Raw genomic sequence first — 26,925 nt, forward strand, 5'->3', positions numbered from 1 at the left:
AACGACCCATCAAGTGCACGAGTAAAACAATTGTAGAACATCAAAAAATAAAAAGATGGACAATTTACTCGGGCACAAAACCGCCCTCAACTTTATCCTCGCAGTGGCAGCTCTGTTGAGTACATCCCTGCAAAACGCCATTAACGATGGCAAACTGGGCCTGGAGCCGAACGAACTGTTTGTGAAAAAGCAGATCGACGGGGCATCTGGCATTGTCAAACTCATTGACAGCAACACCAAGCAATTGGATGGGGTCTGTTCCTTTGACAGCGACGGTCGGATGAATCAGAACCGGGCCGCCGTGTTTAATCGCCTGACCGTTCACTACGGCACGGGCAATGACGGAGCCGGAGCCGGCACCATTGATTACAGCGACGCTATACCGGCAGTGCTGCTCAATGCAGAGATCGTCATTAGCCAGGAGGGGCGCCAGGTGCTTCGCCGGAGTGTTCGCAGCATTGTAGCTGGTGACGGATCCGGGGTGGAAACCAAAGCAGGGGATCAGTACGCAGACCTGTCGAGCTTGCGCCTTTTGGCCGACGAGCGGGACGTGCAAATCAACCTGCACTTTGCCACAGGGGCGGCCATGCCCGCCGCCGGGGCCGGTACCACGCCGTTTATTTACGTCAGCCTGGATGCGCTGACCACAAAGAAAACGGCCATTTCCTAAGCCATTTAAAACAACCTCAGTAGCAAAAGCCTTGCCTATCGAAAAGGCAGGGCTTTTTTGCTACCCATAACAACACAAAATCATGGAAGTATCAGATTTAGAAGAAGAAATTGTTGACCTGACAATCATCGCGGGTCAATCCATCACCGAGGAAAGTATTAAACTGCCCGCCGGTAAATGCGTCGGCATGGGAGTTATAAGCGCCGGTGCGGACCCCACTCAGATCGTGAACCTGTCCGTTCTGGACGGGGGCAGCGAAGTGGTCAAGGCAAGTGATTACCGCTTTTCTGTGCGCACCAACGGAGGCCCCTGGCTCGGAACGCTGCGCAACCGGTCCTTTGACTGTAACCGCAATGTAACGGTTCGCTTGGCATCAGCCGCCAACCTGGCTGCTGACCTGACCATTCAGGTGCTTTTTGTAATCCTGCGAGACTAAACCGCTATGAGTTTATTCGTAGGAAATGTAGCCTCGCGGATCGTCTACACGAGCCAGAACAGCTTTAAAGTAGACGGAGGGATGCTTGCTCCCACCTTCTACAATGAAGGGCAGACTGCTGTGCTGATCAACGACCTGGAAGTGCTCCCTGGGGAAAGTTACGCGGTGGATGTGCCCAATGTGGTCATCCAAAGCCCCTTTTCGATCAAGTTTAAGAGCGAGGCGGGGAAAACAGATCGCGTGCGCATATCCTATGTGACAGTCAGCGGCCCGCTGGTCAATCCGCTTACCGGGGCGGCGTACTCCCCGGCTGAACTCACCGCGCTAAAAGCCACTTGTTAATTATCACCCATGGCAGCATTTAATGAAGAAATTAAACGATGGGAGTCCTTTCTCTCCAAAAATTCCAAGCGGTACCTGCGCATTGAAAATGCCGATACCCTGGAATTTGTCAAGGGAGGCGGCGCAGAAAACCCAAGTTGGTTTTTTCTCGATGACGTGCTGCGCTCCCACGCTTCCGTAGCCGAGTGGGTGGATTCTGTGATCCAGGATAATGATATATCCCGTGCAACGGTTTATTTCCGGCAGAAATCCGCCCAGGGTGAGGGCCGGGTCCCGGGGTATTCGGATGAGACTTTTGATGTGTCTGCGCGCCTAGCCATGCTCTCCATGAAGGGGGCTAAAACGCCGGTGCTCGAGCACCACCGAGGGCCGGCATCCGGGGGCTATCAAGGAGCCGTGCAGCACCCAACTTCACAAAACCACAACACCATGAATCAGAACCATCATTCGAACGGCAATGCCTATCCCGTGCCCTACGGCATGGGCGCGGCTATTATGCAGAGCGGAGGCGGACTGATGTCGGCAGCGGCAGCTGCTGGCCTCGGCCTGCCCGAATTTATTGACCTGAAAAAGAAAGCCGACCGAGCGGACGAGTATAAGGAAGAACGGGACAAGCTGCGCATTGAAAATGAGAAGCTCATTATCGACAATCGCCAGCTGACATCAGATAAAGAAACCGCTGAAAAGGAAAAAACCCTTGCCCTTTTGGAAAGCAAACTAGAGCGGCAAAGCTTTTTTGAAAGCCCAGGATTTCAAAAGCTGGTGGAAACCGCCGGACCGGCACTGGCCGCCGTGCTCTCCAAAGCCGGCGGACAAAACAGCGCTGGTGGAGTAGGCGCCCCGGGTGATGGGACGGCCTCCGAGGCTAAACGCAGCCTGATCACTTACATCCTGGACCCGGCGGTGGATGATCAGCTTGCCCGGACCCTAGAATATATTATCGCCCTTGCATCAAGCAACAACGAATTTATCACCGAGATCAATCAGGTAATTCAGAAACACCATGGCTGATACAATTAAAATAAGGCAGACCAGTCCCGTGGCCAACATGAAGCGGGAAAAGCTTATGCGGGCCATCAATGAGTTATCGGACACCGAACTTATGAATCTGGACACGCTGCTCGGCAGCAAAAAAGCACGTGGCTACCTCTCAAGTAACGTGAAATTCGCTGGGCTTAAAATGATGATTTAATGGAAACGACCATTGACAAAGTAAAAGCCACCATCGACCGCCGGGCCAAGGCCGCGGCAACAAACCCTATGCCGGTTATTCTAATCGTCGGCGGGCTTATCGGCGGTTACTACCTGATTAAGGCTTTGCGAGGCCTGAGCAATACGCTCGACCTTTCGGATGATCCGGGGGCCGGAGGAGGAGGCACCACCACGCAGAACCCAGGGCAGGTAAGCCAGGGGGCGACTATTACCAACACCCAAGCCAAAACAATTGCCGCCACACTCCTGTCCGCAATGGATGGGTTTGGCGGGATGGGTAGTAATGATTTCCTGCGCATGAAAGCAGCTCTGGCAGGCAAAAACGCCCACGACTTTAACCTGATCAGCAAAGAATTTGGAACACCCCGCCGCAGCATTTTTACCGGGGAAGAATCCATTGCCATCCTCGGAGGCGAAAAGCTTTCCCTCTCGCAGTGGATCAGCAAGGAGGCCAGTGACAGCCAGTTGGCTGAGCTGCGCCAAATCATACCAGGGGTATTTTAAAAATTAAGCCATGACACAAAGTGAACTTGAAAGAGATTTGGAAGCGCGCGGGGTAATCGGGAAATATTCAAATACCTTCTATGATTGCTACTGTGAGGGGGTGGTTATGCCCAAAACCCTTACCGCCAGCCCAGACATCAAAGAGGTCCGGGTAAAGGAGTTGGATTTGCAACCTGTTCCGACTCCTCTGCCGTCATCGCCGGTACGCTCCTCCACCCGGAGCACATCCACGACTACAACTGTTCCAAAGGCCGACATCCCAAAAAGAACGGAGTTCGGAGACAGGGCAGACGACCCGAACTATCGCACGTTTGAAACGTTGTTGCCTAAACCTGTGCCGATAAATAGGCCTACGCCAAAGCCCACTCCGATTGACCCTTCCGCGGTCAATTTGGACGAGCTGGACATTGTGGATATTGTAGATGGGGCAGTGGTAACATCGGACGGGACTGTCCTTCCGGCCCCAACCGGAAATCCATCGAGTTCAAACAGCGCTCAGAACCCCGCGCCCGCTCCCAGGACCCCAACCATTAATACGGGATCCTCTACAACCACAACCGGCAGCCGGTCTTCAAGTTCGTCCGGCTCATCATCCGCAGGAGGCTCCTCGCGGTCTACATCATCAAGTGGAGGCCAGGGGGGCAATACCCCGACCACTACAGCGCAGCCGACCGGACAAACACCCGGGACGCAAACACCAACCACAAGTACACCTGTCGCCAATTCCTTTGGAATATCCAAGGCGGGCGGGTGGCTGCTCGGGCTGGTAGCGCTTGGCCTCATTGCAGGCCGCATAAAAAAAAGCAAACGCCCTGTAAAGGCCAAAATTTGAAACTGTTATGGAAGTCAATTTTAGAGCACGAGTAACCGATGTGTATGGCCAGCCGCTTGTAGGGGCCAACATTGTAAGCACAGGCCTTCCACTTCGGGGAGTGATCACCGATATCGACGGCTATTTCCAGTTTTTTGAAACCAGCGGAGCACAGTTCAAGATCAGCTATGTTGGATTCAAGCCTGTCACCTTTGTTGTGACCCCTCAGGACTCTCTTACGACTTTCATCCTTCGGGAGGATGTCACAGAACTTAATGAAGTGGTGTTGACCCCCCGATCCGGTACGCCGTCGCCTCGCAGGACGGAACCCTTTAACGTGACATCCGGACTGGATAATGTGGTGCCAAACTATTCCAGCCAGTTTCAAAACACTATCGGCAACCTACCTGCCGCCACTCCCAAACTCAGTTTTTGGGATCAGATAAAGGACAGCCCCCTGGCCTTGGGAGGAATTATCCTGGCCGGGCTATTTGTAGGAGGGGCTGTAATGGGCCGGGCAGCCAAAGCCTCGGACCAGGCAAGCGCAAAAACACCCGCCAAACGCGCCCGGGCTTCTCGCAATACAGCTGGTGCCGCCAGGCAGCTGAAGCAACAGTAAAGAAACAGGTGAGATATCACCCCGGCAAAATCCCCGGGGGGATCGCACCGCCAAAAATGACGACATGAAAAAAGTATTGATTCTCGCAGTAATCGGCCTCGGCGCCCTGCATGTGATCCGCCAGGAAAATAGCCGCCGACGCAGTTTTGTCAGGCGCTCCTTAGGAGAGAACGCGGACGTGTCCGGGCTTTCCAATTCTGAGATCAAAACCCTGTACACAGGCCTAAAATATTACCCGGGCGGAGTAAGTAGTATGCCCGCAGAATTAAGCTCTAAATACAGCCAGGCGCTCCGCAGGATCGCCGCATAAAACCAGTAAATCAAAATGCTCATTTTTCAGGACAAACTGCCAAGAGAAAACCGCGAGGCCATTATCGCAAAGATTCGGTCCGTGGCGTCCTCTTTGGGCATTAGCCCGAACTGGCTCATGGCAGTGATCAATTTTGAGACTGCGGGCACGTTTTCTACGAGCATCAAAAACCCTTTTAGCGGCGCTACAGGCCTGATTCAATTTATGCCGGCTACCGCCTCCAGTCTCGGCACTTCCACGACACAGCTGGCCGCCATGAGCTTTACCGAGCAGCTGGATTTTGTTGAGAAATATTACCGGCCCTACAAGCAGCGGATTCGGGGATTTGTGGATTTGTATCTCGCAACCTTTTTTCCAGCTGCCATCGGCAAACCCGATTCGTGGGTGCTAAGCGCCCCGGGGATATCAGCATCAAAGATTGCGGAGCAAAACCCGGTGTTTGCCGAAAGCGGGGTTGTCCGGGTAGGGAAGATTAAATCTGTGCTATTGAGTAAGGTGCCTTTGGCTTATGCCAAATACCTGGTGGGACAGAGCAGTTTTTTTTTGAGTGTGCTGGCCGTTGGGGGTATTGTGCTATGGCTGGCCAGCCGCCGGAAACCTAAATAAAAGAGACTTGTAATGGTAGGACTTAAAAGACTCAATGCAGATCGCACCCTCTTTACCCGGGAAGGGAGGCTGATAATGAAAAATGAAGCCGCCGGCAATATAGATCAGCGGGGGGAGGAAGTAAACGATTGGAGCCAAGGCCCCATTGGAACGAACTATTTGACGGGATGGGCCAAGTATAGGGGCGGTGCTAAGACTGATCCTGCAAATTACGACATCCCTGATTTTATCGAAAGAGATGCCTATCCAGATGTATAACACTATGAAACGACTTATTCTTACGGCTCTGGCCATCATTATCGTTATCGGGTGCACTTCCGCACAGCCCAAGGCGAAAACCTTTAACAACGGGATTAAAGTTCTTGGCAACACGGATGTCAGCACTGTAGATGCCAGCTCGGTTTTTCTATTGTTGGACGCCAATAAGGTAAGTGCTGAAATCACATACGCCGAGCTCGCCGCCCAGCTCGCCTTATCCGGTAGCGGCGTAACGGTAGATGCGGCCATAACCGATGGGAGTACCAACCCGGTCGAAAACAATGCAATTTTTGATGCGCTGGCTCAAAAGGTGGACATTTCCACTCTGAGCCCGGACCAAGTAATTGAAATAGCTACCGGTACAGGAGCGGCACTTGATGCCCTGGCTCCGCCGGACCCGGGAGTAATCCGCCTGGAATTTCCCACGGACGGTAGCGCGGCAACAGATTTCTATGCAACCGGGGCGTCTGTCACCGGCACGGGAAGCAAAACCCTGACCATCACCCGCAATGGCCTAACAGACCTTACTGCCGCTTTCACGGACCTTAATACCCTCGGACCGGACGGCGACAAAGGCAGCGTTACTGTAGGGGGAGCGGGAACCACCCTGACCCTCAACGATAATGCAGTTACTTCAGCCAAGATTCAGGACGGAACCATTGCGGAGGCCGATGTCAGTTTTGTTGATTCCGGTAATGGAACAACAGGAATCACCCTCAACGGAGCCACCTCGGGATCTCACACCATCAGTAGCGTGAATTATCGCTGGTACAAAGTCGGAAAGCTGGTCACTTTTAAGATTTCGCTCGGCGGCATTTCCGGTTCAACTACTGGAGTCCTGGAACTCGATATATCAGGCTCCGATATGCCGACTGTAGATATCAACTCAGGGGGCTATAACTACGTCCCAAGCGGCAGTAATTTCCCTGTCACTTTTTACTCTATGGTTGTGCGCACCAGTGGGGCATCCAACTGGACTTTTATCTATCAACAGGCCTTGGACGATGACTTAAATAGTACGGTTGCTGGAGCCACATTTTCCGGCGGCAGCATTTTCCTCTCAGGAACCTATATAACAACAGATTAGAGATGAAACGGATTTTTGCAATTCTCGCTTTTTTCACTTTTACGGCGACCCTTTGTGGCCAGACTCGAATTTCGGCCGGTGACCGGCAAAAGGTTACAACCTTTGAAGTTTCGGGAACGGACTTGAATCTCCAGATTGAAAATGACATACTTCGAACTGCGGACCTTTCAGGGCTGGGCGGAGGATCAGGGGCATTTCCTGCCGATGCCATTGTAGTTGGAGATGGAGTAACCGACAACACAGCGGCAATTAATACAGCACTAGCAACCTACAACGCCGCCTATTTGCTTGGGAATGTTATCACGACATCTGCTATCACTTTGGGCGACAATCAAAGGCTGGAGGGACCAGGGACGCTTACCAATAACACTTCGGATGTCCTGGTGATTGACGGGACGAATACACACATCGAGCTGGGATCGATAAGCTCAACGGCAGGGCACATCCTGACCTTTACCGACAATACCTTCAATTTCTCGGTTCGCAATACCAAACTCTCCGCTCTGAATACTGGGAAGTCCCAGGTATATGTTCGTGGGGCCGTAGGAGTGTACGACATGGTAATCGAGCATTGCTATTTTGAGACCGGCCCGAACCACACCGTGCCCATGGTGGATGTTGTGGTGACTGCCGAGAATTTCAACGAAAACCGTTTTATCAACAACACGTTCCAAACCAACGGAAGTCCGACCGCCGAAGTAATCCATATCGAAACTACGGCTGCCGCATTTTGGCTTTCAGGAAATGAGGTGTCGGGGAACCTATTCGAGATTCCCACGGCTGGAGCAATTCATGTCTATTCCGTGGCGGGAATGAAGATGCACAATAACACCGTGTACGACCTTCCCACTTCCGGCGCGGCCACGGGGGACATGATTTACATCGACAACACAACCGGAGGGCTAAACTCGGCCGGGGTGACGATTTCCGATTACCACCGGGTAGCAGGGGATTTGACTACAAACACCGTTTACGACATCAACAACCAGGGCGCCTATGCCGGGTCGATTTCGGTTTATGATGCGGTGGGTCTCGCCTCTTCACAACTTCTGTTTAACGGGCTTTCAGGTCATGTTGTTCAGGGGGGATATTACATTTCCAATGACGGTGGAGGAAGTGGATTCCCAACGAAGTCTGAACTGGACACTTTCGCCGAACTGGATGCCTTGGTAGCCGACCAAACCCTGACGTACATCAACGCCTCTGAGTTTGGATCAACCGTTGACAACCGAATTCCAATATTCCGGGGAAATGACGGTGGTATTGAAGGGGATGGCCGCCTGACCTGGAACAATGGATCGGTCAAGGTCGGAACCGGGGCCTTCAACATGGATTTCGGAAGCAACAATGTCAGCTTCAACGGGACCAGCAATGAAGGATTTATTGATCAAACCGGGCTTCGGGGCATCATTGTGAGGACTGAAAACTCTGGGGGCGCCTTTGAAAATACACTTACAATTGAGGGCGGGACGGACACCAATTCCGTTGATGTGCTTCAAGACTTGAACGTAGGTGGAGATATCATAACTCCAGGCCTTGTTGACGGTCAGGACGTGTCTGAAATGGCCGGAAATATTTTGGAGCAGAATGATATTTCATTGACAGAAAACAGGAACTTATCTATGGTAAATTCGGCTGGCCGGACCTTCGATATTGAAATTGGAACCGGGCCAATGTTTCGGATGACTGGCGCGGCTAGCCCGAATGACTACCGCCTTGACCTAGGAAACGTAAGTCAGGGATTGAATTATACGGTCAATACAGGGTGGACCTTTACGAGCCCATTTACGCTTTTTAGCAATAGCACACCCCCAGCCACTGCAAACGGGAGGATGTATTATAATACCAGCAATCAAACCGTCTATTATTACAATGGAAATTCTTGGGTTGCTATCGGAACAAGCACAAGTCTTGGCACAGCAAATCAAAGCATTCCGGCTGCTACTACGCGATACGTTGATATAGACGACACCTCCGACCTAATAATCCGAGAGGATGGCCTTACCGATATGGTCATTTTTAACGGCGACGGAACTGTTGATTTTCCAAACGCCGTGCCTACGATTGTGCCGGAGGTCTACAACGAGGCAACGTTTAACAACAACAACGAGGTACTTGACAAGGGTACGTTTCGCACGGTCGTAGAAGGAAAGGTCAACACTACAATTCCAGGTTTCACAGGCACTGCATTTCTCGGGGCAATGATACAAACACAGGCGCAAGCTGATGCTGATGGAGCCCCGCCAGAAGGGTATTTACAAGTTATTTCAGATGCAACTCCCGCAAAAGTTGTGGCATCTGCCACAATCACCATGGAGGGGTGGAAGATGTACGATGATGAGACCGCGGATGCCGGAACGATCACCCTTTCCGATTGTGACCCTGGGGAGACCTTAACCGTTTACATCAACCGCGCATCTGCCCCAACACTTGCCGGAACCGGGTTGACATTTAACCAGCTCCCAAACACAACGGCGTTCGCCGCAGCCACTCAGATGGCCATATACTTTGAAGTTTCACACGACGGCACCACCGTTGACTATTTCTATTTCGAGCGATGAAATGGGCTATTTCCATACTGCTTTTTCTGGCCTGCATCGGGGTAAGTGCTCAGTCCAAAATGAAGCTTGCCGCTATGCAGCAAGGAGCTGGGCCTGGTGTAATCTACGATGGCCAGAACGCCGCCGACCCAGTAAATGAGGTCAACGGGGTTGCCAACACGCAGGACTCGGCAAATGCAACTTGGAGCAGCGATACGGGAACCGGCGTTACCAACGGGACGTATTGCTTGGTAGTTACCCACGGAACCACCGGGACCGGTTCAACAAGCAGAATCCAAACCCAAAATATTGAAATTGGCGATGAGATACAGGTAGTCATGGATGTCAACAAGCGTTCCGGGACAAACGTGACCATTGTTTTGGCCACTGCGGATGGATGGGACGTCCAGGATACGGGTACAGTTAATAGTGAAAATGGGGTAACCCGAACCGCTACCGCTACGGCAAGCAACCCAGACATACGCGTGGTATATGGCTCTGGGGCTTCTACTGGAAGCTCCCACGGAATAGACAACATTGTATTAACCAAGCTGAATTAATGCGGCAACTACTCTACATACTAGCCTTACTTCCCCTGTCACTTTCCGGGCAGTACACAGGAATAGTGTATAACGGCCCGTGGTCGCAGGGCCGGGTGGATGCTGAGCGTATCAATCACGTTGTGTTTAGTTTTGAGGCTCCAGCGGGTGCTTCGGGCTATGTTATCGAGCACAAAATGATCGATGATGGGTTTGGTTACTATGAGCCTTCTAAAAACCTGACAGGCTTCTCGGTGCTGTCCCAAGATTGCACAAATAACACACCGGCAGGAGGAGCCAACAGCCCCACATATTGCATAAGCGGCACCACGGTCACCGCCTACGGACTTCAAAACGGAAAGCGACACATTTTCAGATGGAAATCAACAGGAGCCACGAATGCCGACTTCAACAACATCTACAGCAACCACCTAATAACCCGCACAGGGCTGTTCCCCATAGAGACCACGACCTATGACAACACTCCGTGGATTAATATTCGCAGGGCGACAGAGCCGGGTCCTGGGGATTTTTCGTGGTGGGACAACCCCTTCGGACAGCGGGAGCGTAAAATTACCGACAGGGTTCGGGACGGCAACGACCGGGGGGCTTCAATGGGCTACCCGAAACAAGAGCGGGTTTTGGAGATTGGCCCGGAAGGGAGCAGAAAGCAATATTTGCGCCCCCATGAATTTGGCTCCAATCGCCTGACGCTCCGGGTCGATGATGATAGCTACGACCTTGTAGATATTTTCTTTGAAACCTACGTGCCCCTCAATGTACAGGCGGCAAATGACACCATATTCTGGGATGATGAGGGAGGCAATGAGGCTGTCAACACGGTGGTGAAATATACGAACGGAAGCGGCAATACAGTGTACAGCAGTAGCCCCCGGGTTTCCGGTAATGGCACTAGCGGAATTATGCGGAGCGGGGAAAACCGGTTTTCCTGGGACATGAAATATTTTGCCGTTGAAACCTATGCAGTTGGAAGTAGCGATCCTTATTCTGATCAGCCGCAGGGAATTGTATATGACATTGAAGCAGATGCCGTGGAACGCACTTTTACCCCGCCGCCGGGTTTCCTTATCGGCAACGGCCAGTTTGATGTTTGTCCGAAGGGGGACTGTGCTATGTTTAACAACGACCAGGGGTCAGGTACTGGAGCGGCTATTCACGTGTACGATCGGGCAACGGGTGCATACTTGGGGAATTTCGAGAACAATACCGCAGGAGGTACAGGCAATGGAGACTATACCGGACATGCGGACCTGGGGATTTCTCAGCAAGGGAATTGCGGAATAGTTGGCCGAAAGGGAGGAAACCTTGTATTCGCTCCATTTCGTGGTCCCCGGGCCGGGCAGACGCTGAACCTAATTGAGGTGTCCAGCGCAATCCGTAAGCCCGAAAATGCTCACATTGGAACGAATTGGTATCTGCATCAAGGATGGGTTCTCGTTGACACAGGAACGAACGGGGGTCACCCGGGAACTTCCGGGGATTTCAATATGTACTATAACAAAATTTGGGCCGTGGCTATTGATGAAAGTGCCGATGAGCGGAACGTAAATGCCATGGCACGGTTCTACGCAATCGGCCATGCCACGGGCACAAAATCCACGGGGGGCAATCGGGTAACGAACCACTATGCAAATGCCACCCCCGATATGGAAAAGGTCTTTTTTAACGCTTTCACCCCACGAAATGGGTCCACTAATCATGCCGAGGCATACGTGGTAGAGCGCAATACCTTACATGGCGACGAAATACCTTTTACGGCAGGAGGTGGAGATGTGACCCCGCCGACGGTGACCAATGTAGTTATCGATCAAATTACCCAAACTTCAGCTAGGATAACCTGGGATCTGGACGAGGGAGCCACCGGGCAACTGGAATACGGACTTACCACAGGATATGGCACTACAAGCGTTGCGGATAGCAGTTTCCGAGATAGGCATATTCAAACAATCGGGGCAGGCATCAACCTACCGAATCTAATGTCGGGAACGCTCTATAACCTAAATATTCTGGGGCAGGACGCCGCCGGAAATGCAATCGCGGCTTTCAACAGAACATTCACTACGCTGGCCGCCGATGTCGGAGGCATTCGCTTCAATAGTCTTCTTTTGGCATCCGCCCGAGGCAGTGGCGGATCGGTAAAATTTATTGTGAACTGATATGAAATACTTGATCTTTTTGCTTCCGTTTTTGGGGTTTGGGCAGATGTCATCCGGTGATGATATAACTGATGAAGCTTTAAATGCACTTGCCAATGATCCCGGTATTACTATCGCAACCGATAAACCCAAAATACAGGCCTACAAGAAAGAATTGGCCAACGACACGCTATATATCTACTACAAAAAGACTTGGTCCACCTTTGGGATAAACGGAACCTGCGCTGTTTACAACTGCCAATCCGACCACATCGAGAGAACGAAATACCGGATTCCTTTTTACATCAAAAACGGGTACATCGTTGAAGGGGATGAGCAATACCCAAAATATGAGCACAAACGAATTGAAAAAGTTGAATACGAAATTATAGAGCGTTGGTGATGGAAGCATTTCTAACAATAGACGCTGTTTTTAGCCTTGCAACTGCATGTCTTTTAGGACATGATATATGGTTGGATTACAGGCGTCAAAATAAAATTGATTGATATGGGAAAAATTGTATTTGGTCATCTGACCCTAGAAATGCTGATTGCCTTTGGAGTTGGCCTTGTGAGCCTATTGGCATTTATACTTGCAAAGGCCCGGGATGCGCGTGATGGCTACGGCGTGCAGCGCTTTATGCGCCCCACCTGGCAGAACATCCTGTTTCATATCACATCAAGTTTCGGGGTGCTAATGGTATTGCATGAAATCAGCGGAAAGGTCATTGAGCACTTTATTCCTCAGCTTGCTGGCAGCGGCACCTATCACATGGCAATGAGCTTGCTTACTGGCGCCTTGGGAAGTAGCCTGTTTGGATGGTTTCTTGAAAAGTGGGCCAAACGTCGCAATGCGTCCGATCCGAACATTACCGAATCAAACAATAACTAATTCCGTCCAGGTCAAATTCCGGACACTAAAATTATGGCTGTGTTGAGCCCTGAAATATTGCTTATGACTTCCCCCAAAGAGAAAATTTCGTGGCAGGAAATAATTGTAGGAATATTCTCCAATATTACCGGGGGAATGTCCAGGCCCTGGAAGATCGTATGGTTCTTTCTGGTGACCATTGTATTGCTTGCTGTGGGCACCACCTACTTACTCCAGGATGCGCTGATGGAGGCTTATCAAAAGCGTCCTCTTTCCGAGGAAGCTGCCCGGGTACAGGCAGAGAATGAGCGGCGCATTGCCTTTATCAATGACAGCATCCGCCAGGAAGAAGAAAAACGTAAAGCTGCCGCCGCATTTAATGCCCGGCGGGAAATTGAAACCCATGCCTTAAATACCAAATACAGCATGGAACACTGTATAGGCGTGAACTATTACAGCATCCACAATGGAGGCGAGACCATTACAGTCGATGGCAAGTGGGAGCTTGAAGTTTATCTAAGTACGGAACCTTACCTAGAGGTTGATTTTCCAGACAATGAGGATGACGGCGGGGATATTCGAGGGCCAAAAAACACCATTTGGCGGGGTTGGGCGTGGCTCAATAACGAGGCACTTCAAAGTGAAATCCCTGTTTATATCCCGGATGTTTCCAAGTTTCCTGGCCTGTACGTTGGACGTGCAAAACCCTATCTGGAACAGGCCGGCATTAAATCGACCGTGGTAATGCTAGTTGAAAACCAGGGCACCGATTTCCTCTTTGTCTCCTTCAATTTTGATGTGATAAACCCACACGAGGTCAATGGAGGGATCGCAATGCTCAGCAGAAAAATGTATGATTTCCAACGCTTTGTCAAGGAACGAATCTAACCCAAAACATGAAAAAAATGGAAAAGTTTAAAAATTGGATTACTGACAACCCAGCCCGGATTATTCTGATCCTAGTAGCAATTGTCGCCGTGCTCTGGCTTGTGCGCAAAATTATCGGCTACTGATGCTCAAAGGACTTGTGCCGATATTGGATCCCGGACACGGGGGGATAATTGGTGGTAAGTACCAAACTAGTGGGAAGCGCTCACCCAATTGGGATCAGGGCATTATCTACGAGGGTGCTGCAAACCGCTGGATCGTAAATGGCGTCATGGCCCTTATGGATCAACTTGATCTCCCGTATTTCAATATTTGCCCCGAGCTGCGCGATGTATCCCTGGAGGCCCGGGTGCGTCGAGCCAATGCGATTCAGGTCGAACACCCCAATAGTTATGTGCTCTCGATTCATCACAACGCCGGGGGCGGAACTGGATTCGAGGGATTCACTAGCAAGGGTGATACCCCGAGTGATCCGGTGGCTGACCGGTTTTTAGCGCAGCTCGAAAAGGATTTCCCGGATGAAACGCCTCGATTTGATTATTACAGTGATGGGGACCGGGACAAGGAGGTGAGTTACCGCATCCTTACCGGCACTTCAGGGCGGGCCGTACTGCTCGAACTCGGATTTATGGATCACCGCAATGATTATAAGCGAATATTGAACCCCAAGGTCCAGCGCAGGCGCATCCGCTCGCTGGTCTATTGTATAAGCGCTCTTTACTATGGTTCCCTTTAAATCCATCATATCGGGAATTGGACGGTTTCTGCCGGTGGCAGCTGCCCTGGCCATTGCCGTGCTCTTTACCCTTTGGGTCAGGGAGAAAAACGAAAACAAGGTCATCCGGGACAATTTCCGTGCTGCCCTGGCCGAGGACTCTGCCCTTGTCACAAACTACCGGGTGCTCAGCCGTGAGTTTAACGACCTGATAAAAGTGAAATTCCCAGCCCTGCAAGAGAAGCTGGACAGCGCAAATATCAGGGCTAAAAGGGTCGAGCGAGTGGTGGTCCAGCAAATCTATTACCGCGACACTACATCCCGGGCAGTGGACCTTACCCCCGTAGTAGACGCTATACAGCGAGGGGTGAAACTGCCCGACAGCATCCCATTTACAGACATCGGCCCTTGTTTAATTATAGGTGGGTATGTGGATTACGACGGCAGGCGGCTGACTATCAATATCACCGACCGGCAGTTTACCTCCATCAATGAAGTGGTGGGGCACTGGCGGCGGCGGCAGTGGAAAATTTTGGGACTGATCCCCACCAGGCTATTTGGCAGGAAAGAGGCCGTTATAACGGTTTTTAATTCTTGCGGGGAAAGCAAAACGACTGTAATTGAAAAACTAGACAAATGAGCACAAAAAAAGTTCAGGACATCAATGTAAAAGTAGTCGCCATCAACGCAGCTGTCAGCGCTATTGCAACGGCGATTACTTTGGCAGTGGTAGGCAAGTTTTTTTCCAACAAACCCGCTGGGTTGTCCATCCCGGCTAAGTTGCTGGCCAACCTGCCGTTGGAGCGCCAGTCTGCCTTGGCCGACATGCACACTATAATGAATGTGAATAACGCCAAGTTCCTCGCTGAAAACCTCCCGGACCCGGGAAGCCTCCCCCCGGAATTCTACCAGCGCCTTACCCCGCCCCAGGTGGGAAATCTGGCTTTTGTAGCTCAGCACAGCCGAATGGACTATGCCCGCGATCACGCCAGGGAGATATTAATCAACTTCAAAAAATATGCTTAAATGAAAAAGTGGCTCATAATTTCTGGAATCGGAGTGACGGCATTGGCCCTGTTTGGGGCCAGTAAGGGCGCCTCTTTTAAAAGGGCACTTGAAAGCTTGCAGGTTTCTCTGTCAAGAATACGGAACTTGCGTCTGCGCCCCGATGGTATCTACGCAACTATCGATGTGCGCATGACTAACCCGACCGACAAACTGCTCGATATAATGACCGCCGGAATAATAAAGGTCACCCGCATTTTTATCTATGATAAATCCGGGTCCCTGGTGGCCACCGCCTCGCCCAATATTGATACGATCACTATAAGACCACAGGGGTCTACCATATTAAAGGACGTGCCGATCAACGCCAATTACGGGGGAGTGCTTAACACGCTCATTTCCGGTACCAACCCGGATGATTACCGGGTGGAGGCAGAGATCGAAGCTTTTGGAACAACCATCAAAGTATAACTACCATGCAACAAACCAGCGCCATTGAAATATTCAACGACCTGAACGGCAGAGTCGTGTCCCGGGAAAAACTGGAAAAGCTACGCCAGCGGGCCGCCGCTGAATTGCAAAGCGATATCGCCGCCCGTGTGACGGCTATATTGGCCCAATACCCAGAGGCGGAGCGATTTGAAATTGAAATCAGCCGGGAAGCCACCCAAGAGGTCTCCCCTATGGCCCTTGGTTGCCCGGAAGCGGAAACCTATATCGGCCTGGAAAGCCTGCCCGCCGGCTACGAGGACTTGGCCGGACTCGGCAAACCCGTATCGCCCAACGACATATACCAGTACGTCACGGACCTTATGCTTAACACGATCCGGGACAAAGGGCATCTGCCTTGGCATAAAAAATGGGAGTCATCCAGCCTCTCCGACGGGCTAGTTGCCACGAACTACGAGTCCAAAAAACGCTACCGTGGCATCAATTTTTTTCTGCTGAACTTCGAGGTAGTCGAGCGGGATGGAAGACCGGTGCTGGAGCCGAAAAAGTGGAAAAACCCGTATTTTCTCACTTTCAAACAAATCGAAAAGAATAAGGGAAAACTGCGCAAAGGAGCAAATGGCCGCCGGGTCGTGTACTTCACCAAGCTCTATGGGCATTCTGAGGTTAAAGACGACGGTAAAAAGTTAGAATTTTATTCCTACAGCAAAGACAAGTTTCTCGCCTGGATCAAAAAGCACCAGGGCCAGCTACAGATATTAAGGCGCAACGGCTGGACCCCGGAGCGCCTGGCCAACGCATACATCCCGATCCTGAAATACTACAACGTTTTTAACGGGGGCGATATCACAGGAATCAAATGGAAGCAGCTGCCCAAAAACGAGAATGCCGCGCTTCCGGCGCACAAGAAAATAGCCGTGGCCGAGGCTATTGTATCGGCCTACCCATCACCCCCGGAAATCATCTACAAGGGCGATAAAGCCTTTTACATGCCACGCACCGACACGGTACTGATTCCGCCACTGGCGCAGTTCGCCGATCCGCAAAGCTTTTATTCCACGCTTTTCCACGAGCTTGTCCACTCCACCGGGGCGAAAGACCGCCTTGCCAGGCCCTTTGGCAAGAAATTCGGGGATCGTGATTACGCCAAGGAAGAACTCGTGGCGGAAATGGGCGCCGTGTTCCTTTGCTCGGAAAGCGGCATCCTGTTTCACACCCGGGACAATAGCGCCGCTTACCTGAAAGGTTGGAACAAACGCCTGGTCAAAAACATGGAAAGGGACAACCGCTATTTCTTCCGGGCAGCCAGCGCGGCCCAAGAGGCCGCTGATCACATTCTGAGCCGAGACGGTGAGGGAGTGCCTGCCTACCGGGAGGCTGTGTTAGATGTAATAGAGCCGGAGGCCCCTGCGCCCGAGGTGCTGGATTACGCTGATCCTGAAACTTACCGCCGGGACCTGGACCTTGTAGCTACTCAGCGCAGCTACTATGGCATATCGTTCAGCCCGGAAAAGCGAGGAACCTCAGAAATCGCCCGATGGGGGAATAACCTGGCAGACACTTATAAGGAGCTTCGGGCTGACGCCGAAAAACTAAAGGTTGATCGGGTGGAATTCGAAAATGCCTATAGCCAGTTTTATTCCTACCTGCTCCGTGCTAAAAAAGCGATGATCGCCGCACGGTCCAATCTGCTGAGCACGATGATCGCTGGGCCGTCCAACTTTCCTGTGCGCCGGGCCGAGAAAGCCAACTCACGGTACCGCACCGCCGTGGAAAAGTTTGACGCTTCTTGGAAAAAGGGGATGAAGAAAATTAACGCTTTGCTCTACCCAACAGCCGCCATACGCTCGGGCGAGAAAGATACCGTGGAGCTACTTACCAAAAAGCTCAGAGCATTAGAAAAGGTCCGGGACATCCAAAACGCTTTCAACAAGGAAATGCACCGAGAGGGGGCCTCCCCGGAGGAACGCCGCGCTTATCTGGATAATTCCGGAATCACCGCCCTTATCGCCGATGCATTCCCGGGGAAATCCGGATGGTTTCAACAAAGCCGAATAGAGGAAGCGGTCCAGGGGGGTAAGCTGGTGGTAAACATGTACCTGTCCAAGAAAATCCGGGACCTGAAAGACCGCCTCGCCGGGGAGGCCCGGCGGTCCAAAAACCTGGACGCCCAAAAACGGGAGGAAGATTTTGAAGGGGGTCGCATTATCCGTAATCGCGAGGCCAACCGCCTGCAAATCGAATTTGACGGGAAGCCGGGCGAGGAGCTGCGCACCCGACTGAAAAAGGAGGGCTGGCGATGGAGCCCGAGAAACGGGGTGTGGCAGCGGCAGTTGACTAATATGGCAGTTGCCAGCGCGAACCGGATATTGGGCCTCAAATTGGGCCTGGCCGGTATTGATCAGGATGCAATTGAAAACCGGGCCTTTGATATCAATGGTCGCCTGAAAAAGGGATTCTATTACAAAAAAGGCGGGAAGCTTGTCGAGAAAGAGGCAAAGGAAACACCGGCGGTACCTCCCCGGGAGAAACGTCGGGCCTCGAGCACCGGCAAATTCGATAAATTGATCGAAAAACGTCCCGACCCGAAGGACCTGACCATGGAAGAAATCAGGGGCATGGTAGAAGTCTACGCCGATGAAATCCTGTGGGATCAGGCAGATATAGACTACATGCGGGGGGTACTGACTGAATTCCGCAGCCGGAAAGACGCCGGCCTGGCAGCTGCGGTTAAGCTCGATGGCGGCCATGATCCTGTATTGCCACACGGCACCTCTCCGGAGGTCACCCCGGGCAGCTATCCGGAAAAGCCCCGGGACCAGGCGACCGTTAATCGGGATCATCAGCAGGCAAAAAAGCCGAAACCCTCCAAGAAACCGTCCGGGGTCGTGTCCATGGGGGAACTTGGCACGACTAAGAAGCAATTTTTTGCCACCTCAGGCGATTTAGGGGAGTTTCTAGGGGATATTGAGGTGAAACCCTCCGGTAGCGTCGTCTGTACGATTGACGCCGACCAGGGGGCCGGAAAAACCCGCCTACTGTTCCAAATCGTGCGCATGCTGCTGGAAAACGGATACGGGGACGACATCCTGTTTGTGTCCATGGAGGAGGAACCCGACAGCCACCTGTTCACTGAAAAGCGGGATTATTACATCCCCACGCACCTTCACAATAAAGTGGACGCCATCGGAGACTTACCCAAGGGGATAGATACGTTAAAGGAACTGATTCCCCATTACGGCATTATTCTGGTGGACAGCTGGGGCAAGGTTGAGCGCAAAAGTCCGGGCATTGACTTGGATGCGGATATCCGAAAGGCGTATGACGGAAAACTGTTCTTTGTTATCTACCAGCGTACTGTAACTGGCAGCATGCGGGGCGGTGCTTCAGCCCAGTTTGATGCTGACTTGGTGATGAAGGTTGCTAAGGACGCCGGTGATTTTAAGAACAACTACGCCTACTTCGACAAGAACCGGTATCAGAAGCGCTCAGGACTGCGCTACTACATCTATCACCAAAAGGTACTTACCCAGGGGGATCACGTGGATAAGCGACCCACCACGCCCCCGGTGACACTCAGTTAATGGTTGGTTTGTTTAGTTGGTTGGATTCGCCCCGATTTTCGGGGCGTTTCCTTATTCAAACTGTATCAAAATAGGGGTGTCGCCAGGCAGCACCATCACATTTGCCTTTCGAGATCTTCCCAGCACATTCACGGGGGCTGGCCGCTACCGGCTAATTTGCCGGTTCCATATGCTCCGGGAAATCCTCCCGGAGTGCATCGAAGTAGTAGTGCCGGTCCGCCGCGCTCATGGCCTCAAATTTAGCGAGCAGCCGTTTTCGTTTCAAACGGTTGTTTTCCCGCTCCCGATAGTTGGCCCCGTAGTAGCGGTAATCGTGTAGCTCGTTGGGGGGATCATAATTGAAATAGAGCGTTTCCGTTGTTACCCCCCCCCGGGTCATGGCCGGGAATTGCACCTTTGACCAACCGTCCAGTTCCCTAGCGTACACGTCATTATCATAGCAGGAGATCAGCACCCGGGCCTTTTTAAACCGGCGGGCACAGGAGAGCATGTGCAGGTGGTCGAATGGTGAGAGCTCAAAATTATACCGGTCTTTGGCCGACGCCCGGACATCGTGCATGTACGGCGGGTCCATGTAGATTACCGCGGATTGTTTGTCATACCCACTTTTTTGAATGATGGACAAAAATGCGGCGTAATCGTAATTGTAAACCGACGCGTTTCCTCCAAAGCCTTTAATGGCTGGGGATCGGCGCCAGAGATCAGCCACTTTGGGGTCCAGATCGTTCAAATGGGCTTCACGGGCCGGTCGCATGTTCCGGTAAATGGCGCAGTAGCCCAAAAAAGGGATTATGAGGGTTTCATGCGGAGGAATCCGGTTGATGATGTTCTGAAACACCCCGGCCGCCCCCTTGCACCCGAAATACCCTTCGAGCTCAGGAATAACGATTTTCTCCATGACCGTCGTTATTCTTGAATCAGGGTAAGGGAGTGGCCCACCGGTAGGATTGCATAATCCTCCCAATTGGAAATTTTCACCGGCGCTTTATCGCCAAGCAGCGGAATCATCCAAGGTTGTGCCGTCTGGGATCCGTCACCGTTGTCGGTAAATGTGTGTTTGATAAGAACAATGTCTTCTGGAAAAACATCTGCCCCGCTTAGGGGTTCGCCGCAGGTATAAACAGCAAGGTAAGGCCCGTGTCGCTCGGGGGAGTTCAATTTAATTTTCATGGTGGTGTATTTTACTTGATGCTACTAAGATAGAAATTCCTCAGCATGCAGAAAAGCGCACGCGATTTTATGAAATTGGTTTGCGGGCAATGTTAAAATTTCAGAAGTTTGCCTATGGGACGTGCCGAGCCTTGAAACCAAAAACCTAAAAAAATGCCAAGAGCAAAACAATCTCAACGAGGCCGGCAAACCAATGGCCACAACCCGTATCGCCCTAATTTTTGGCGATTTTTAGAAAGCACCCTAAATACCTCCATGCAAAAAGGACAGCTGCCCATGCTCGGGGTTATGCTGTTGCTTGCAATTCTTTTTTGGCGACTTCCAGCCGATGAAATACCCGTTTTTTTCGATAAAGTGCTCTCCTACTTACAAAATTTTGCTAATTTCGGATGGATATTGTTCGGAATATCTTTAATTGCATCATACGTTTGGATTAAATGGCAGCGCAGAATCCACACTAGAGAGGTTCAGCGCATGGCCGACGAGAAACGACGCCTCCAACAAGAGTTGGATGGAAGGCTACCCCCGACGAGCAACTAATAGCGACACGACCCCACCATGCCCACACTTTTTTTAATCCTGGTTGTCCTGGCAATCTGGCACTTCATTTATGAAGCAATCTGTGCGCCCGCTATGCGTCACGGGCTTCGGTATAAGTTTTTTGAGGTTCGCGATGAGTTGCGATACCGGTTAGCCACAGAGGATTTTACCAAAAACGAGCGCAAGGTATTACTGATGATGGACCACGCCCTGTGCGCGACCATTCGCGATATGAACCTTATTTCTGCCAATAACTACCTGAGTCTGCGCCAGCGTGAGGGGACACTTCCCGAAATTCAGCGATTCGTGCGCGAGAACATTACCGAAAGCCCTAACGAATTTATCCGTCTTGTAGACGGTCGAGTTCGGGAACTTGTGGTAAGAGCGTTATTTATTAATCATGGCGGGTGGGCCTTATATGTCTTGCCAATATTTGTTCCGGCCGTAATGATTGCAGCGCTCATTGCAACAGCGGCTTCGAGCATCAAACGCGCTTATGTTAAGGCAAAATGGCAATTTGAAAGGGTGATTCGCGGAGCTGCTAGTGTGTTCTACGGGTGGGAGCAGCTGCCGACAAGCGCCTACGCGTATACAACTAAAAATTAGTCCGGTAGGTCGCACTCCAATCCTCGGGCAGCACACCCCCAATATCCCGCAAATACTTGCGCAAGGCTTCCTCGCTTCTATGTCGGGTAATTTTCATCAGCCGGGCGACAACCTCCCGCTCTGGCATGCCATCCTCTATCATCGACTGGAATAGGTCTAGGGCTGCATTGTGCCGGAAACTATAGGTGGTTTTCTCTGGGTCGATTCCCAGGTGATCACGCACCGCCCGAAATCGCTTGGCAAAGAAATTCACCTTGTCCCGGGGATTGGTGGGCCAGTGCCCGGGCTTACCGCTTGGGGTGAAAATGTGGTAGTGATCCGGCAAGTCACCCACCCCAAGGTCCTCCAAAAATTGATACATCGGCTCAATCATCAGAATATGGGATATTTTATCCGCCTTTGTCTCAATGGCCACCGTCCGCTTTTTCATGTCAATATGCTTTACCTGGACGCTTAAAATTTCCCGGTTTCGCATAAAAGAGTAGAAGATAAAACGCAGGAAATTATAGAGTAGGGGGTCGAATTCTTTGGTGTAGGCTTGTATGGCCTCCATTTCCTCTTTGGTGAACGGCTGATTCTTCCGGGGCTTTACTTTTTTGGTCTGGATATCGACAAAGAAATTGCGATCCGCCCAGCGGTCCTGGACCACTTTAGAGAAAATAGCGCTTAGGTTCCCCTTGTGGTTACTTACCGAGTTGGGGTGCAACTCTTTCCCGTAAGGCTTGGGGTCGGCCAGGTAGTTCATATAGGCAATCGCGTGGCGCTGGGTGAATGACTCGATTGGATTGCCACCGATCCCCATGCGTTTTATCCACTCCAAAAAGGGATTCAGGTAATGCCAGTAGCTCTTATACGTGTTGGGTTTGAGGGTCGCTTTTTTGTGCTCCAAAGCCTCAGTAAAGGCCTGGCGGATGCTCGGGGTCATGTCCGTGCGCTTGCGGGCAACCACCCGGGCGGAATCCTCGTCATACGGGTTAAAACCATCTTCCAAGATCCCGGTTATTGTATTTACCCACGCCCGGGCGATGGCCTTGCGCTCTTTGATCGTCTTCCCCTGGTTGATGTTGCGGTACGTCTTAAATGGCTGGCGGCCCATTTTACCCGTTATAGGATCCCGGAAGTAGAAATACACATACCACTGCTTGCTCAGATCGGGCTTGGCCTTGCCTCCGACCATTTTTTTCGGGATATATATTTTAACCTCCGAGTACATCACCTCTGGCGCACTTTTTCCGGCGTTTGCATACTGTGTGGTATACCTTTTTGCCAGTCGCTTTGAAAAGCCCTTCATTTCTTGGAAAGGCTTGTAAACGCCGAAGCCATGGGGCTTCCCACGGCTTCGGGTTTGTAAAAATTAGGGTGGAAGACCGGGTTCGAACCGGCGACCTCTGGAACCACAATCCAGCGCTCTAACCAGCTGAGCTACAACCACCGTCATGTCCCGATGCCGACAGGCCCAATGGCGCGTCGGCTCAGGCGGTTGCAAAGGTACCTTTTTTTATGAATTGTCCCAAAGAAAAAAACGCTTCCTTCCGGGAAAATTACCAGCAGGGAATTCCCCAATTATCGCGTCGGCTTATCGACAATTACGCGGGTATCCCGGTTGGCGATTTCCCAGGCCGTATGGAAGATCAGCCGGGTGCGGTTCTCCAGCAGGTCGTAGTTGATCTTGTCCGGGGTATCGCCCGGGCGGTGGTAATCCACATGCGTCCCGTTGAAATAAAAGATGATCGGGATGTTATTCTTGGCAAAATTGTAATGATCGCTCCGGTAGTAGAAACGGTTCGGGTCGTTCTCGTCGTTGTAGGTATAATCCAGCTCCAGGCCGGAATACTTCTCATTGACGGCTTCCGAAAGCTTGTGCAGATCCGTACTCAGCTTGTCCGAACCGATCAGGTAGATGTAGTTGCGGTTCCCTTCCCGCTTCGGGTCAATGCGGCCAATCATATCGATGTTCAGGTTGGCGACCGTCTGCTCCAGGGGAAAGGCAGGGCTGTAATCGGTGTAATACTGGGAGCCCAACAGGCCTTTTTCCTCCCCCGTCACGTGCAGGAAAACCACACTTCGTTTCGGGCCCTTCCCATCTTCAGCGGCTTTTTTGAAGGCCTCGGCGATCTCCAGCATGGCCACGGTGCCCGACCCGTCGTCGTCCGCCCCGTTGTTGATGGCGCCATCGGAGGAAACACCGATGTGGTCCAGATGTGAAGAGATTACCAGGTATTCGTTCGGATAAACGGAGCCCGGAATGTAGGCAATGACATTCTCCGAATCCACGGCCTCGCTTTTACTATCCACATTCAGGTCGATGTCCACCGGGTAGACCTCGGCCACGGTATTCTTTTCAAACCCCGGGTAGATTTTTGCGGCAACATCGCTTTGGACGACGAGCATTTGGGGGGAATTCTCCGGGGAGGCAAGACCCATGCGCCCGCTGTTATTTCGCTGCATCCGGTCGAAGTACCGCTTGTACCGGGCAAAATTGGCATCGTCCACGTAGAAAAACCCGCGCGCCCCCTTGGACCGGGCCACGGCCTGCCGCTTGTCGATGCCTTCCGAGAGGTTGCTCCAGCCGGATTCCTTATTGGTGCCACTGATTAAATAGGTGCCGTCTGCATTCCGGGGCTCCCCGGCTTTCATCAGCAGGTATTTTCCCTCCACATCCATATTGCGATAATCCGAATACCCAGGGGTTTCGATGCCATAGCCGACAAATACCACTTCATCCAGGTGGCCCGTCCCGGGGCTGAAGGTCAGGAAGCCCTCCCCATTTTTCAGATCAGCACCATTGATGGTTATGCTGCCTGTGGGCAGCCGGGCCAGTTCCAGCGGCACTTTTTGCAGGTATCCCGCGTCGCCCAGAGCCGGGGCAACTTCCATTTCCCGGTAGGCGTTTTCCAGGTATTCCACCGCTTTTTTCTGACCGGGCGTCCCGGTTTCCCTGCCTTCGAATGGATCCGAGGCATAGGTGTACAGGTGTTCTTTCAACTCTTCCTCCGTAATCGTGGAAGCATAAGTGATTTCATCCGGTGAAGCCAGGGCCGTGTGCTCCGCCACGGATTGTTGCGTGCTGTTGCAGGACACCGCCAGGGCTGCACACAGCAAAAGTACTTTTTGCATGCTTAGTAGTTAAAGGGATAATTTTTCAAAAATACGGAAAATGGCGGGAATCTGCGGGGCATCGCCGGAGGCCCTGTTTCCGGGAGTAAGCTGCTCCGGTACCCGGGAAGTGGTCAATCCGACCCGTAAGCGGCCCGGATCATTTCCCGGGTTTCTTCCAGAGATTTAAAGACGTCAAACGTACGGCCTTGTGTGCGCTGGGCCCCCAGGGCATTTGCAAATCGCGCGGCGCGGACGTAGTCGTCCGGATCCTCCAGCAAACCATAGCCCAATCCGCCGGCAAAAGAATCCCCGCACCCGGTGGTATCCACCACATCGGCAACCGGGACTGAGGGCACGATTTCCTTTTGCACCTCCCCGCCTTTCTTAAAATACACTGCGCTACCCCCGGCATCCAGGGTAACGATAAGCGCTTTAACACCCCGGTCCAGCACGTGCGCCGCCAGGTCGTCCAGGTGGTCCGTGGATACATCGTGGAACGGCTGGAGCTGCTCCAGTTCGTATTCCTTTTCAAACCAGCAACAGCGCGACTCCTCCAGGTTCATCTTCAGCACGTCGATATACGGAAGCCAAAGATCCCGGTCTATCCAGAACCGGATCAGCCGGTCCCCGAGGATCGTGGCGGTGTTCGTCGGGCCGTGGGCATCGAATATGATCAACCCCTGGCTGTTGGCCTTGATGTATTTTAACGTTTCCAGGGGCACTTCGTAATCCGTTATGGGCACGCATACAAAGACATCGGCATCCATGAGGCCTTTCAAATCTTCGCCAAGGATGGGGTTCATAAACCCGGTTTGCTTCTCCAGGCGGTTATTCTGGTCCACAAAGGTCAGCTGGATGATATCGCCCTGATCCGCATCGTCGGTAATATAGTCCTGGGAGATGTTGGAGTAGGGGGCAACCACTTCCAATACGCCGGGCCGGTCTTTTTTCCGGACGTGGGACACGGGAAAGACCGTCCCCCGGTCTCCCAGTAAGCGGGAAAGCCCGATGGCGGTATGTGTGGCACAGCCGTATTTCTCAATGACTTCCCCTTTATGCGTGGTGATATGGTCCCTGGGGATCGGCCCCAGGACAGCTGCCTTATATGATTTCATGTACCTTGGTTTAGCTTGTAGAGGAAGATATGAATTTCCCTTCAATTCCCGCAACACCCCGGCTGCCGGTATTATTTCGCCATCACAAATTCTTTCGCTACCCGGGCTTCTTTCGAAAAAGCTTTTTATATTTGCACCCGCAAAGACACGCATACCAGGAGGAATGGCAGAGTGGTCGAATGCGGCGGTCTTGAAAACCGTTGAGGGTCAAACCTCCGGGGGTTCGAATCCCTCTTCCTCCGCAAAGCAAAACGCCTCACAGAAAGTGAGGCGTTTTTTGTTTCCGAAAGCCAGGAAAGCGAGCTTTCAACTGGCTAAAGGAAACAAAAAAAGCGAACGGCGAAAGCCGTTAGGCGTTTTGCTTTGCAGGATCTCCTTTCAGGGATCACGAGCGCAGCGAGTAATCCCTTCTCAGATGATTGAAACCCCAGTTTTGTAAGGGGTTGGGAATGAAAAACCAGACTATGCGAACGCATAGTGGGTTTTTGGTATTGCAGGTCCCACTCTCAGGGATCACGAGCGCAGCGAGTAATCCCTTCTCAGATGATTGAAACCCCAGTTTTGTAAGGGGTTGGGAATGAAAAACCAGACTATGCGAACGCATAGTGGGTTTTTGGTATTGCAGGTCCTTTGCCGCCGCATCGCCTGGCCCCTCATTCCAAGGCCAAATCGTTGGCTTTGTCAATCGGTCCGGATCACGAGCGCAGCGAGTAATCCCGGTTAGGAAATCACCCATCCCGCCATTCCAACCGCATCGCCCGGACCCGGAACACTCCGGTTTGTTTAAGCATT

General features: G+C 51.9%; 29 protein-coding genes and 2 tRNA genes. 25 read left to right on the top strand and 6 right to left on the bottom strand.

The features are described 5' to 3' along the window. Positions 1-55 precede the first annotated feature (55 nt). From RB2501_RS10325 to RB2501_RS15865, 22 genes are all read left to right on the top strand, one after another. Positions 56-670 carry a hypothetical protein gene (locus RB2501_RS10325; RefSeq protein WP_015754749.1) on the top strand — a complete coding sequence of 205 codons (615 nt, stop codon included), beginning with the start codon at positions 56-58 and terminating at the stop codon, positions 668-670. A gap of 82 nt (positions 671-752) precedes the next feature. Then, on the top strand, positions 753-1,106 hold the full coding sequence (locus RB2501_RS10330) for a hypothetical protein (RefSeq protein ID WP_015754750.1): 354 nt from the start codon (positions 753-755) through the stop codon (positions 1,104-1,106). A gap of 6 nt (positions 1,107-1,112) precedes the next feature. Beyond that, positions 1,113-1,448, top strand: a complete 336-nt coding sequence (locus RB2501_RS10335) for a hypothetical protein (RefSeq protein ID WP_015754751.1) — start codon at positions 1,113-1,115, stop codon at positions 1,446-1,448. Between the two features lie 9 nt (positions 1,449-1,457). After that, positions 1,458-2,459, top strand: coding sequence for a hypothetical protein (locus RB2501_RS10340; protein WP_015754752.1), 1,002 nt, complete (start codon positions 1,458-1,460; stop codon positions 2,457-2,459). Continuing rightward, positions 2,452-2,640 carry a hypothetical protein gene (locus RB2501_RS10345; RefSeq protein ID WP_015754753.1) on the top strand — a complete coding sequence of 63 codons (189 nt, stop codon included), beginning with the start codon at positions 2,452-2,454 and terminating at the stop codon, positions 2,638-2,640. Before RB2501_RS10340 ends, RB2501_RS10345 begins: the two co-directional genes overlap by 8 nt. Next, complete coding sequence (locus RB2501_RS10350; protein WP_015754754.1) at positions 2,640-3,164, top strand: hypothetical protein; 525 nt, start codon at positions 2,640-2,642, stop codon at positions 3,162-3,164. The genes RB2501_RS10345 and RB2501_RS10350 overlap by 1 nt, the downstream gene beginning before the upstream one ends. A gap of 839 nt (positions 3,165-4,003) precedes the next feature. After that, positions 4,004-4,594 (top strand): carboxypeptidase-like regulatory domain-containing protein, encoded by a 591-nt coding sequence (locus RB2501_RS10360; RefSeq protein WP_015754756.1) that lies wholly within the window; start codon positions 4,004-4,006, stop codon positions 4,592-4,594. Between the two features lie 64 nt (positions 4,595-4,658). After that, entirely contained in the window at positions 4,659-4,904 is a 246-nt protein-coding gene (locus RB2501_RS16130; RefSeq protein ID WP_148214348.1) for a hypothetical protein, read from the top strand. Positions 4,905-4,919: 15 nt separating this feature from the next. Then, on the top strand, positions 4,920-5,510 hold the full coding sequence (locus RB2501_RS10365) for a lysozyme family protein (protein WP_049764859.1): 591 nt from the start codon (positions 4,920-4,922) through the stop codon (positions 5,508-5,510). Positions 5,511-5,522: 12 nt separating this feature from the next. Then, complete coding sequence (locus RB2501_RS10370; protein ID WP_015754760.1) at positions 5,523-5,768, top strand: hypothetical protein; 246 nt, start codon at positions 5,523-5,525, stop codon at positions 5,766-5,768. Between the two features lie 4 nt (positions 5,769-5,772). Beyond that, entirely contained in the window at positions 5,773-6,855 is a 1,083-nt protein-coding gene (locus tag RB2501_RS10375; RefSeq protein ID WP_148214349.1) for a hypothetical protein, read from the top strand. A 2-nt stretch (positions 6,856-6,857) separates the two neighbouring features. Further along, positions 6,858-9,416 carry an autotransporter outer membrane beta-barrel domain-containing protein gene (locus tag RB2501_RS10380; RefSeq protein WP_015754762.1) on the top strand — a complete coding sequence of 853 codons (2,559 nt, stop codon included), beginning with the start codon at positions 6,858-6,860 and terminating at the stop codon, positions 9,414-9,416. Continuing rightward, positions 9,413-9,955, top strand: coding sequence for a hypothetical protein (locus RB2501_RS10385; protein WP_015754763.1), 543 nt, complete (start codon positions 9,413-9,415; stop codon positions 9,953-9,955). Before RB2501_RS10380 ends, RB2501_RS10385 begins: the two co-directional genes overlap by 4 nt. Further along, positions 9,955-12,111, top strand: a complete 2,157-nt coding sequence (locus RB2501_RS10390; RefSeq protein WP_015754764.1) for a fibronectin type III domain-containing protein — start codon at positions 9,955-9,957, stop codon at positions 12,109-12,111. Before RB2501_RS10385 ends, RB2501_RS10390 begins: the two co-directional genes overlap by 1 nt. Position 12,112: 1 nt before the next feature. Further along, positions 12,113-12,493 carry a hypothetical protein gene (locus RB2501_RS10395; RefSeq protein WP_015754765.1) on the top strand — a complete coding sequence of 127 codons (381 nt, stop codon included), beginning with the start codon at positions 12,113-12,115 and terminating at the stop codon, positions 12,491-12,493. 105 nt (positions 12,494-12,598) lie between these two features. Next, the gene (locus RB2501_RS10400; protein ID WP_148214350.1) at positions 12,599-12,982 is read left to right on the top strand and encodes a hypothetical protein; all 384 of its coding nucleotides are present in this window, start codon (positions 12,599-12,601) and stop codon (positions 12,980-12,982) included. 33 nt (positions 12,983-13,015) lie between these two features. Further along, positions 13,016-13,849: a hypothetical protein gene (locus RB2501_RS10405; protein WP_187289163.1), complete on the top strand. Its 834-nt coding sequence runs from the start codon at positions 13,016-13,018 to the stop codon at positions 13,847-13,849. A 124-nt stretch (positions 13,850-13,973) separates the two neighbouring features. Beyond that, entirely contained in the window at positions 13,974-14,585 is a 612-nt protein-coding gene (locus RB2501_RS10410; RefSeq protein ID WP_015754769.1) for an N-acetylmuramoyl-L-alanine amidase, read from the top strand. Beyond that, positions 14,572-15,204: a hypothetical protein gene (locus RB2501_RS10415; RefSeq protein WP_015754770.1), complete on the top strand. Its 633-nt coding sequence runs from the start codon at positions 14,572-14,574 to the stop codon at positions 15,202-15,204. The genes RB2501_RS10410 and RB2501_RS10415 overlap by 14 nt, the downstream gene beginning before the upstream one ends. Further along, on the top strand, positions 15,201-15,590 hold the full coding sequence (locus RB2501_RS10420; protein WP_015754771.1) for a hypothetical protein: 390 nt from the start codon (positions 15,201-15,203) through the stop codon (positions 15,588-15,590). The genes RB2501_RS10415 and RB2501_RS10420 overlap by 4 nt, the downstream gene beginning before the upstream one ends. Continuing rightward, positions 15,591-16,040: a hypothetical protein gene (locus RB2501_RS10425; protein ID WP_015754772.1), complete on the top strand. Its 450-nt coding sequence runs from the start codon at positions 15,591-15,593 to the stop codon at positions 16,038-16,040. Between the two features lie 5 nt (positions 16,041-16,045). Next, entirely contained in the window at positions 16,046-19,603 is a 3,558-nt protein-coding gene (locus RB2501_RS15865; RefSeq protein WP_015754773.1) for an ArdC family protein, read from the top strand. Positions 19,604-19,754: 151 nt separating this feature from the next. Here RB2501_RS15865 and RB2501_RS10435 read toward each other — a convergent pair whose 3' ends face one another. Then, a complete protein-coding gene (locus tag RB2501_RS10435; RefSeq protein WP_015754774.1) occupies positions 19,755-20,501 on the bottom strand; it encodes a phage DNA methylase in 747 nt (248 codons plus the stop codon). Between the two features lie 8 nt (positions 20,502-20,509). Beyond that, positions 20,510-20,773 carry a hypothetical protein gene (locus RB2501_RS10440; protein ID WP_015754775.1) on the bottom strand — a complete coding sequence of 88 codons (264 nt, stop codon included), beginning with the start codon at positions 20,771-20,773 and terminating at the stop codon, positions 20,510-20,512. A 153-nt stretch (positions 20,774-20,926) separates the two neighbouring features. Here RB2501_RS10440 and RB2501_RS10445 point away from each other — a divergent pair, with 153 nt between their 5' ends. Both RB2501_RS10445 and RB2501_RS10450 read left to right on the top strand, forming a co-directional pair. Next, positions 20,927-21,313: a hypothetical protein gene (locus tag RB2501_RS10445; protein WP_148214351.1), complete on the top strand. Its 387-nt coding sequence runs from the start codon at positions 20,927-20,929 to the stop codon at positions 21,311-21,313. A gap of 18 nt (positions 21,314-21,331) precedes the next feature. Beyond that, positions 21,332-21,919, top strand: a complete 588-nt coding sequence (locus tag RB2501_RS10450) for a hypothetical protein (protein WP_015754777.1) — start codon at positions 21,332-21,334, stop codon at positions 21,917-21,919. Here the strand turns inward: RB2501_RS10450 and RB2501_RS10455 are convergent. From RB2501_RS10455 to RB2501_RS10470, 4 genes are all read right to left on the bottom strand, one after another. Next, the gene (locus RB2501_RS10455) at positions 21,909-23,096 is read right to left on the bottom strand and encodes a tyrosine-type recombinase/integrase (RefSeq protein ID WP_187289164.1); all 1,188 of its coding nucleotides are present in this window, start codon (positions 23,094-23,096) and stop codon (positions 21,909-21,911) included. The genes RB2501_RS10450 and RB2501_RS10455 overlap by 11 nt on opposite strands. A gap of 180 nt (positions 23,097-23,276) precedes the next feature. Further along, a tRNA-His gene (locus RB2501_RS10460) sits at positions 23,277-23,352 on the bottom strand. Between the two features lie 130 nt (positions 23,353-23,482). After that, positions 23,483-25,036 (bottom strand): M28 family peptidase, encoded by a 1,554-nt coding sequence (locus RB2501_RS10465; RefSeq protein WP_015754780.1) that lies wholly within the window; start codon positions 25,034-25,036, stop codon positions 23,483-23,485. A 113-nt stretch (positions 25,037-25,149) separates the two neighbouring features. After that, a complete protein-coding gene (locus tag RB2501_RS10470; RefSeq protein WP_015754782.1) occupies positions 25,150-26,133 on the bottom strand; it encodes a carbohydrate kinase family protein in 984 nt (327 codons plus the stop codon). A gap of 157 nt (positions 26,134-26,290) precedes the next feature. Between RB2501_RS10470 and RB2501_RS10475 the strand changes: the two genes are divergently transcribed. Continuing rightward, a tRNA-Ser gene (locus RB2501_RS10475) sits at positions 26,291-26,375 on the top strand. Positions 26,376-26,925 lie beyond the last annotated feature (550 nt).

It is taken from the genome of Robiginitalea biformata HTCC2501 (assembly GCF_000024125.1).
In the GTDB taxonomy this organism is placed as follows: Bacteria; Bacteroidota; Bacteroidia; order Flavobacteriales; family Flavobacteriaceae; genus Robiginitalea; species Robiginitalea biformata.

Coding starts and splice junctions, on each gene's coding strand:
- RB2501_RS10325 (WP_015754749.1), top strand. CDS start 56: ATGGACAATTTACTCGGGCACAAAACCGCCCTCAACTTTATCCTCGCA.
- RB2501_RS10330 (WP_015754750.1), top strand. CDS start 753: ATGGAAGTATCAGATTTAGAAGAAGAAATTGTTGACCTGACAATCATC.
- RB2501_RS10335 (WP_015754751.1), top strand. CDS start 1,113: ATGAGTTTATTCGTAGGAAATGTAGCCTCGCGGATCGTCTACACGAGC.
- RB2501_RS10340 (WP_015754752.1), top strand. CDS start 1,458: ATGGCAGCATTTAATGAAGAAATTAAACGATGGGAGTCCTTTCTCTCC.
- RB2501_RS10345 (WP_015754753.1), top strand. CDS start 2,452: ATGGCTGATACAATTAAAATAAGGCAGACCAGTCCCGTGGCCAACATG.
- RB2501_RS10350 (WP_015754754.1), top strand. CDS start 2,640: ATGGAAACGACCATTGACAAAGTAAAAGCCACCATCGACCGCCGGGCC.
- RB2501_RS10360 (WP_015754756.1), top strand. CDS start 4,004: ATGGAAGTCAATTTTAGAGCACGAGTAACCGATGTGTATGGCCAGCCG.
- RB2501_RS16130 (WP_148214348.1), top strand. CDS start 4,659: ATGAAAAAAGTATTGATTCTCGCAGTAATCGGCCTCGGCGCCCTGCAT.
- RB2501_RS10365 (WP_049764859.1), top strand. CDS start 4,920: ATGCTCATTTTTCAGGACAAACTGCCAAGAGAAAACCGCGAGGCCATT.
- RB2501_RS10370 (WP_015754760.1), top strand. CDS start 5,523: ATGGTAGGACTTAAAAGACTCAATGCAGATCGCACCCTCTTTACCCGG.
- RB2501_RS10375 (WP_148214349.1), top strand. CDS start 5,773: ATGAAACGACTTATTCTTACGGCTCTGGCCATCATTATCGTTATCGGG.
- RB2501_RS10380 (WP_015754762.1), top strand. CDS start 6,858: ATGAAACGGATTTTTGCAATTCTCGCTTTTTTCACTTTTACGGCGACC.
- RB2501_RS10385 (WP_015754763.1), top strand. CDS start 9,413: ATGAAATGGGCTATTTCCATACTGCTTTTTCTGGCCTGCATCGGGGTA.
- RB2501_RS10390 (WP_015754764.1), top strand. CDS start 9,955: ATGCGGCAACTACTCTACATACTAGCCTTACTTCCCCTGTCACTTTCC.
- RB2501_RS10395 (WP_015754765.1), top strand. CDS start 12,113: ATGAAATACTTGATCTTTTTGCTTCCGTTTTTGGGGTTTGGGCAGATG.
- RB2501_RS10400 (WP_148214350.1), top strand. CDS start 12,599: ATGGGAAAAATTGTATTTGGTCATCTGACCCTAGAAATGCTGATTGCC.
- RB2501_RS10405 (WP_187289163.1), top strand. CDS start 13,016: ATGGCTGTGTTGAGCCCTGAAATATTGCTTATGACTTCCCCCAAAGAG.
- RB2501_RS10410 (WP_015754769.1), top strand. CDS start 13,974: ATGCTCAAAGGACTTGTGCCGATATTGGATCCCGGACACGGGGGGATA.
- RB2501_RS10415 (WP_015754770.1), top strand. CDS start 14,572: ATGGTTCCCTTTAAATCCATCATATCGGGAATTGGACGGTTTCTGCCG.
- RB2501_RS10420 (WP_015754771.1), top strand. CDS start 15,201: ATGAGCACAAAAAAAGTTCAGGACATCAATGTAAAAGTAGTCGCCATC.
- RB2501_RS10425 (WP_015754772.1), top strand. CDS start 15,591: ATGAAAAAGTGGCTCATAATTTCTGGAATCGGAGTGACGGCATTGGCC.
- RB2501_RS15865 (WP_015754773.1), top strand. CDS start 16,046: ATGCAACAAACCAGCGCCATTGAAATATTCAACGACCTGAACGGCAGA.
- RB2501_RS10435 (WP_015754774.1), bottom strand. CDS start 20,501: ATGGAGAAAATCGTTATTCCTGAGCTCGAAGGGTATTTCGGGTGCAAG.
- RB2501_RS10440 (WP_015754775.1), bottom strand. CDS start 20,773: ATGAAAATTAAATTGAACTCCCCCGAGCGACACGGGCCTTACCTTGCT.
- RB2501_RS10445 (WP_148214351.1), top strand. CDS start 20,927: ATGCCAAGAGCAAAACAATCTCAACGAGGCCGGCAAACCAATGGCCAC.
- RB2501_RS10450 (WP_015754777.1), top strand. CDS start 21,332: ATGCCCACACTTTTTTTAATCCTGGTTGTCCTGGCAATCTGGCACTTC.
- RB2501_RS10455 (WP_187289164.1), bottom strand. CDS start 23,096: ATGGTCGGAGGCAAGGCCAAGCCCGATCTGAGCAAGCAGTGGTATGTG.
- RB2501_RS10465 (WP_015754780.1), bottom strand. CDS start 25,036: ATGCAAAAAGTACTTTTGCTGTGTGCAGCCCTGGCGGTGTCCTGCAAC.
- RB2501_RS10470 (WP_015754782.1), bottom strand. CDS start 26,133: ATGAAATCATATAAGGCAGCTGTCCTGGGGCCGATCCCCAGGGACCAT.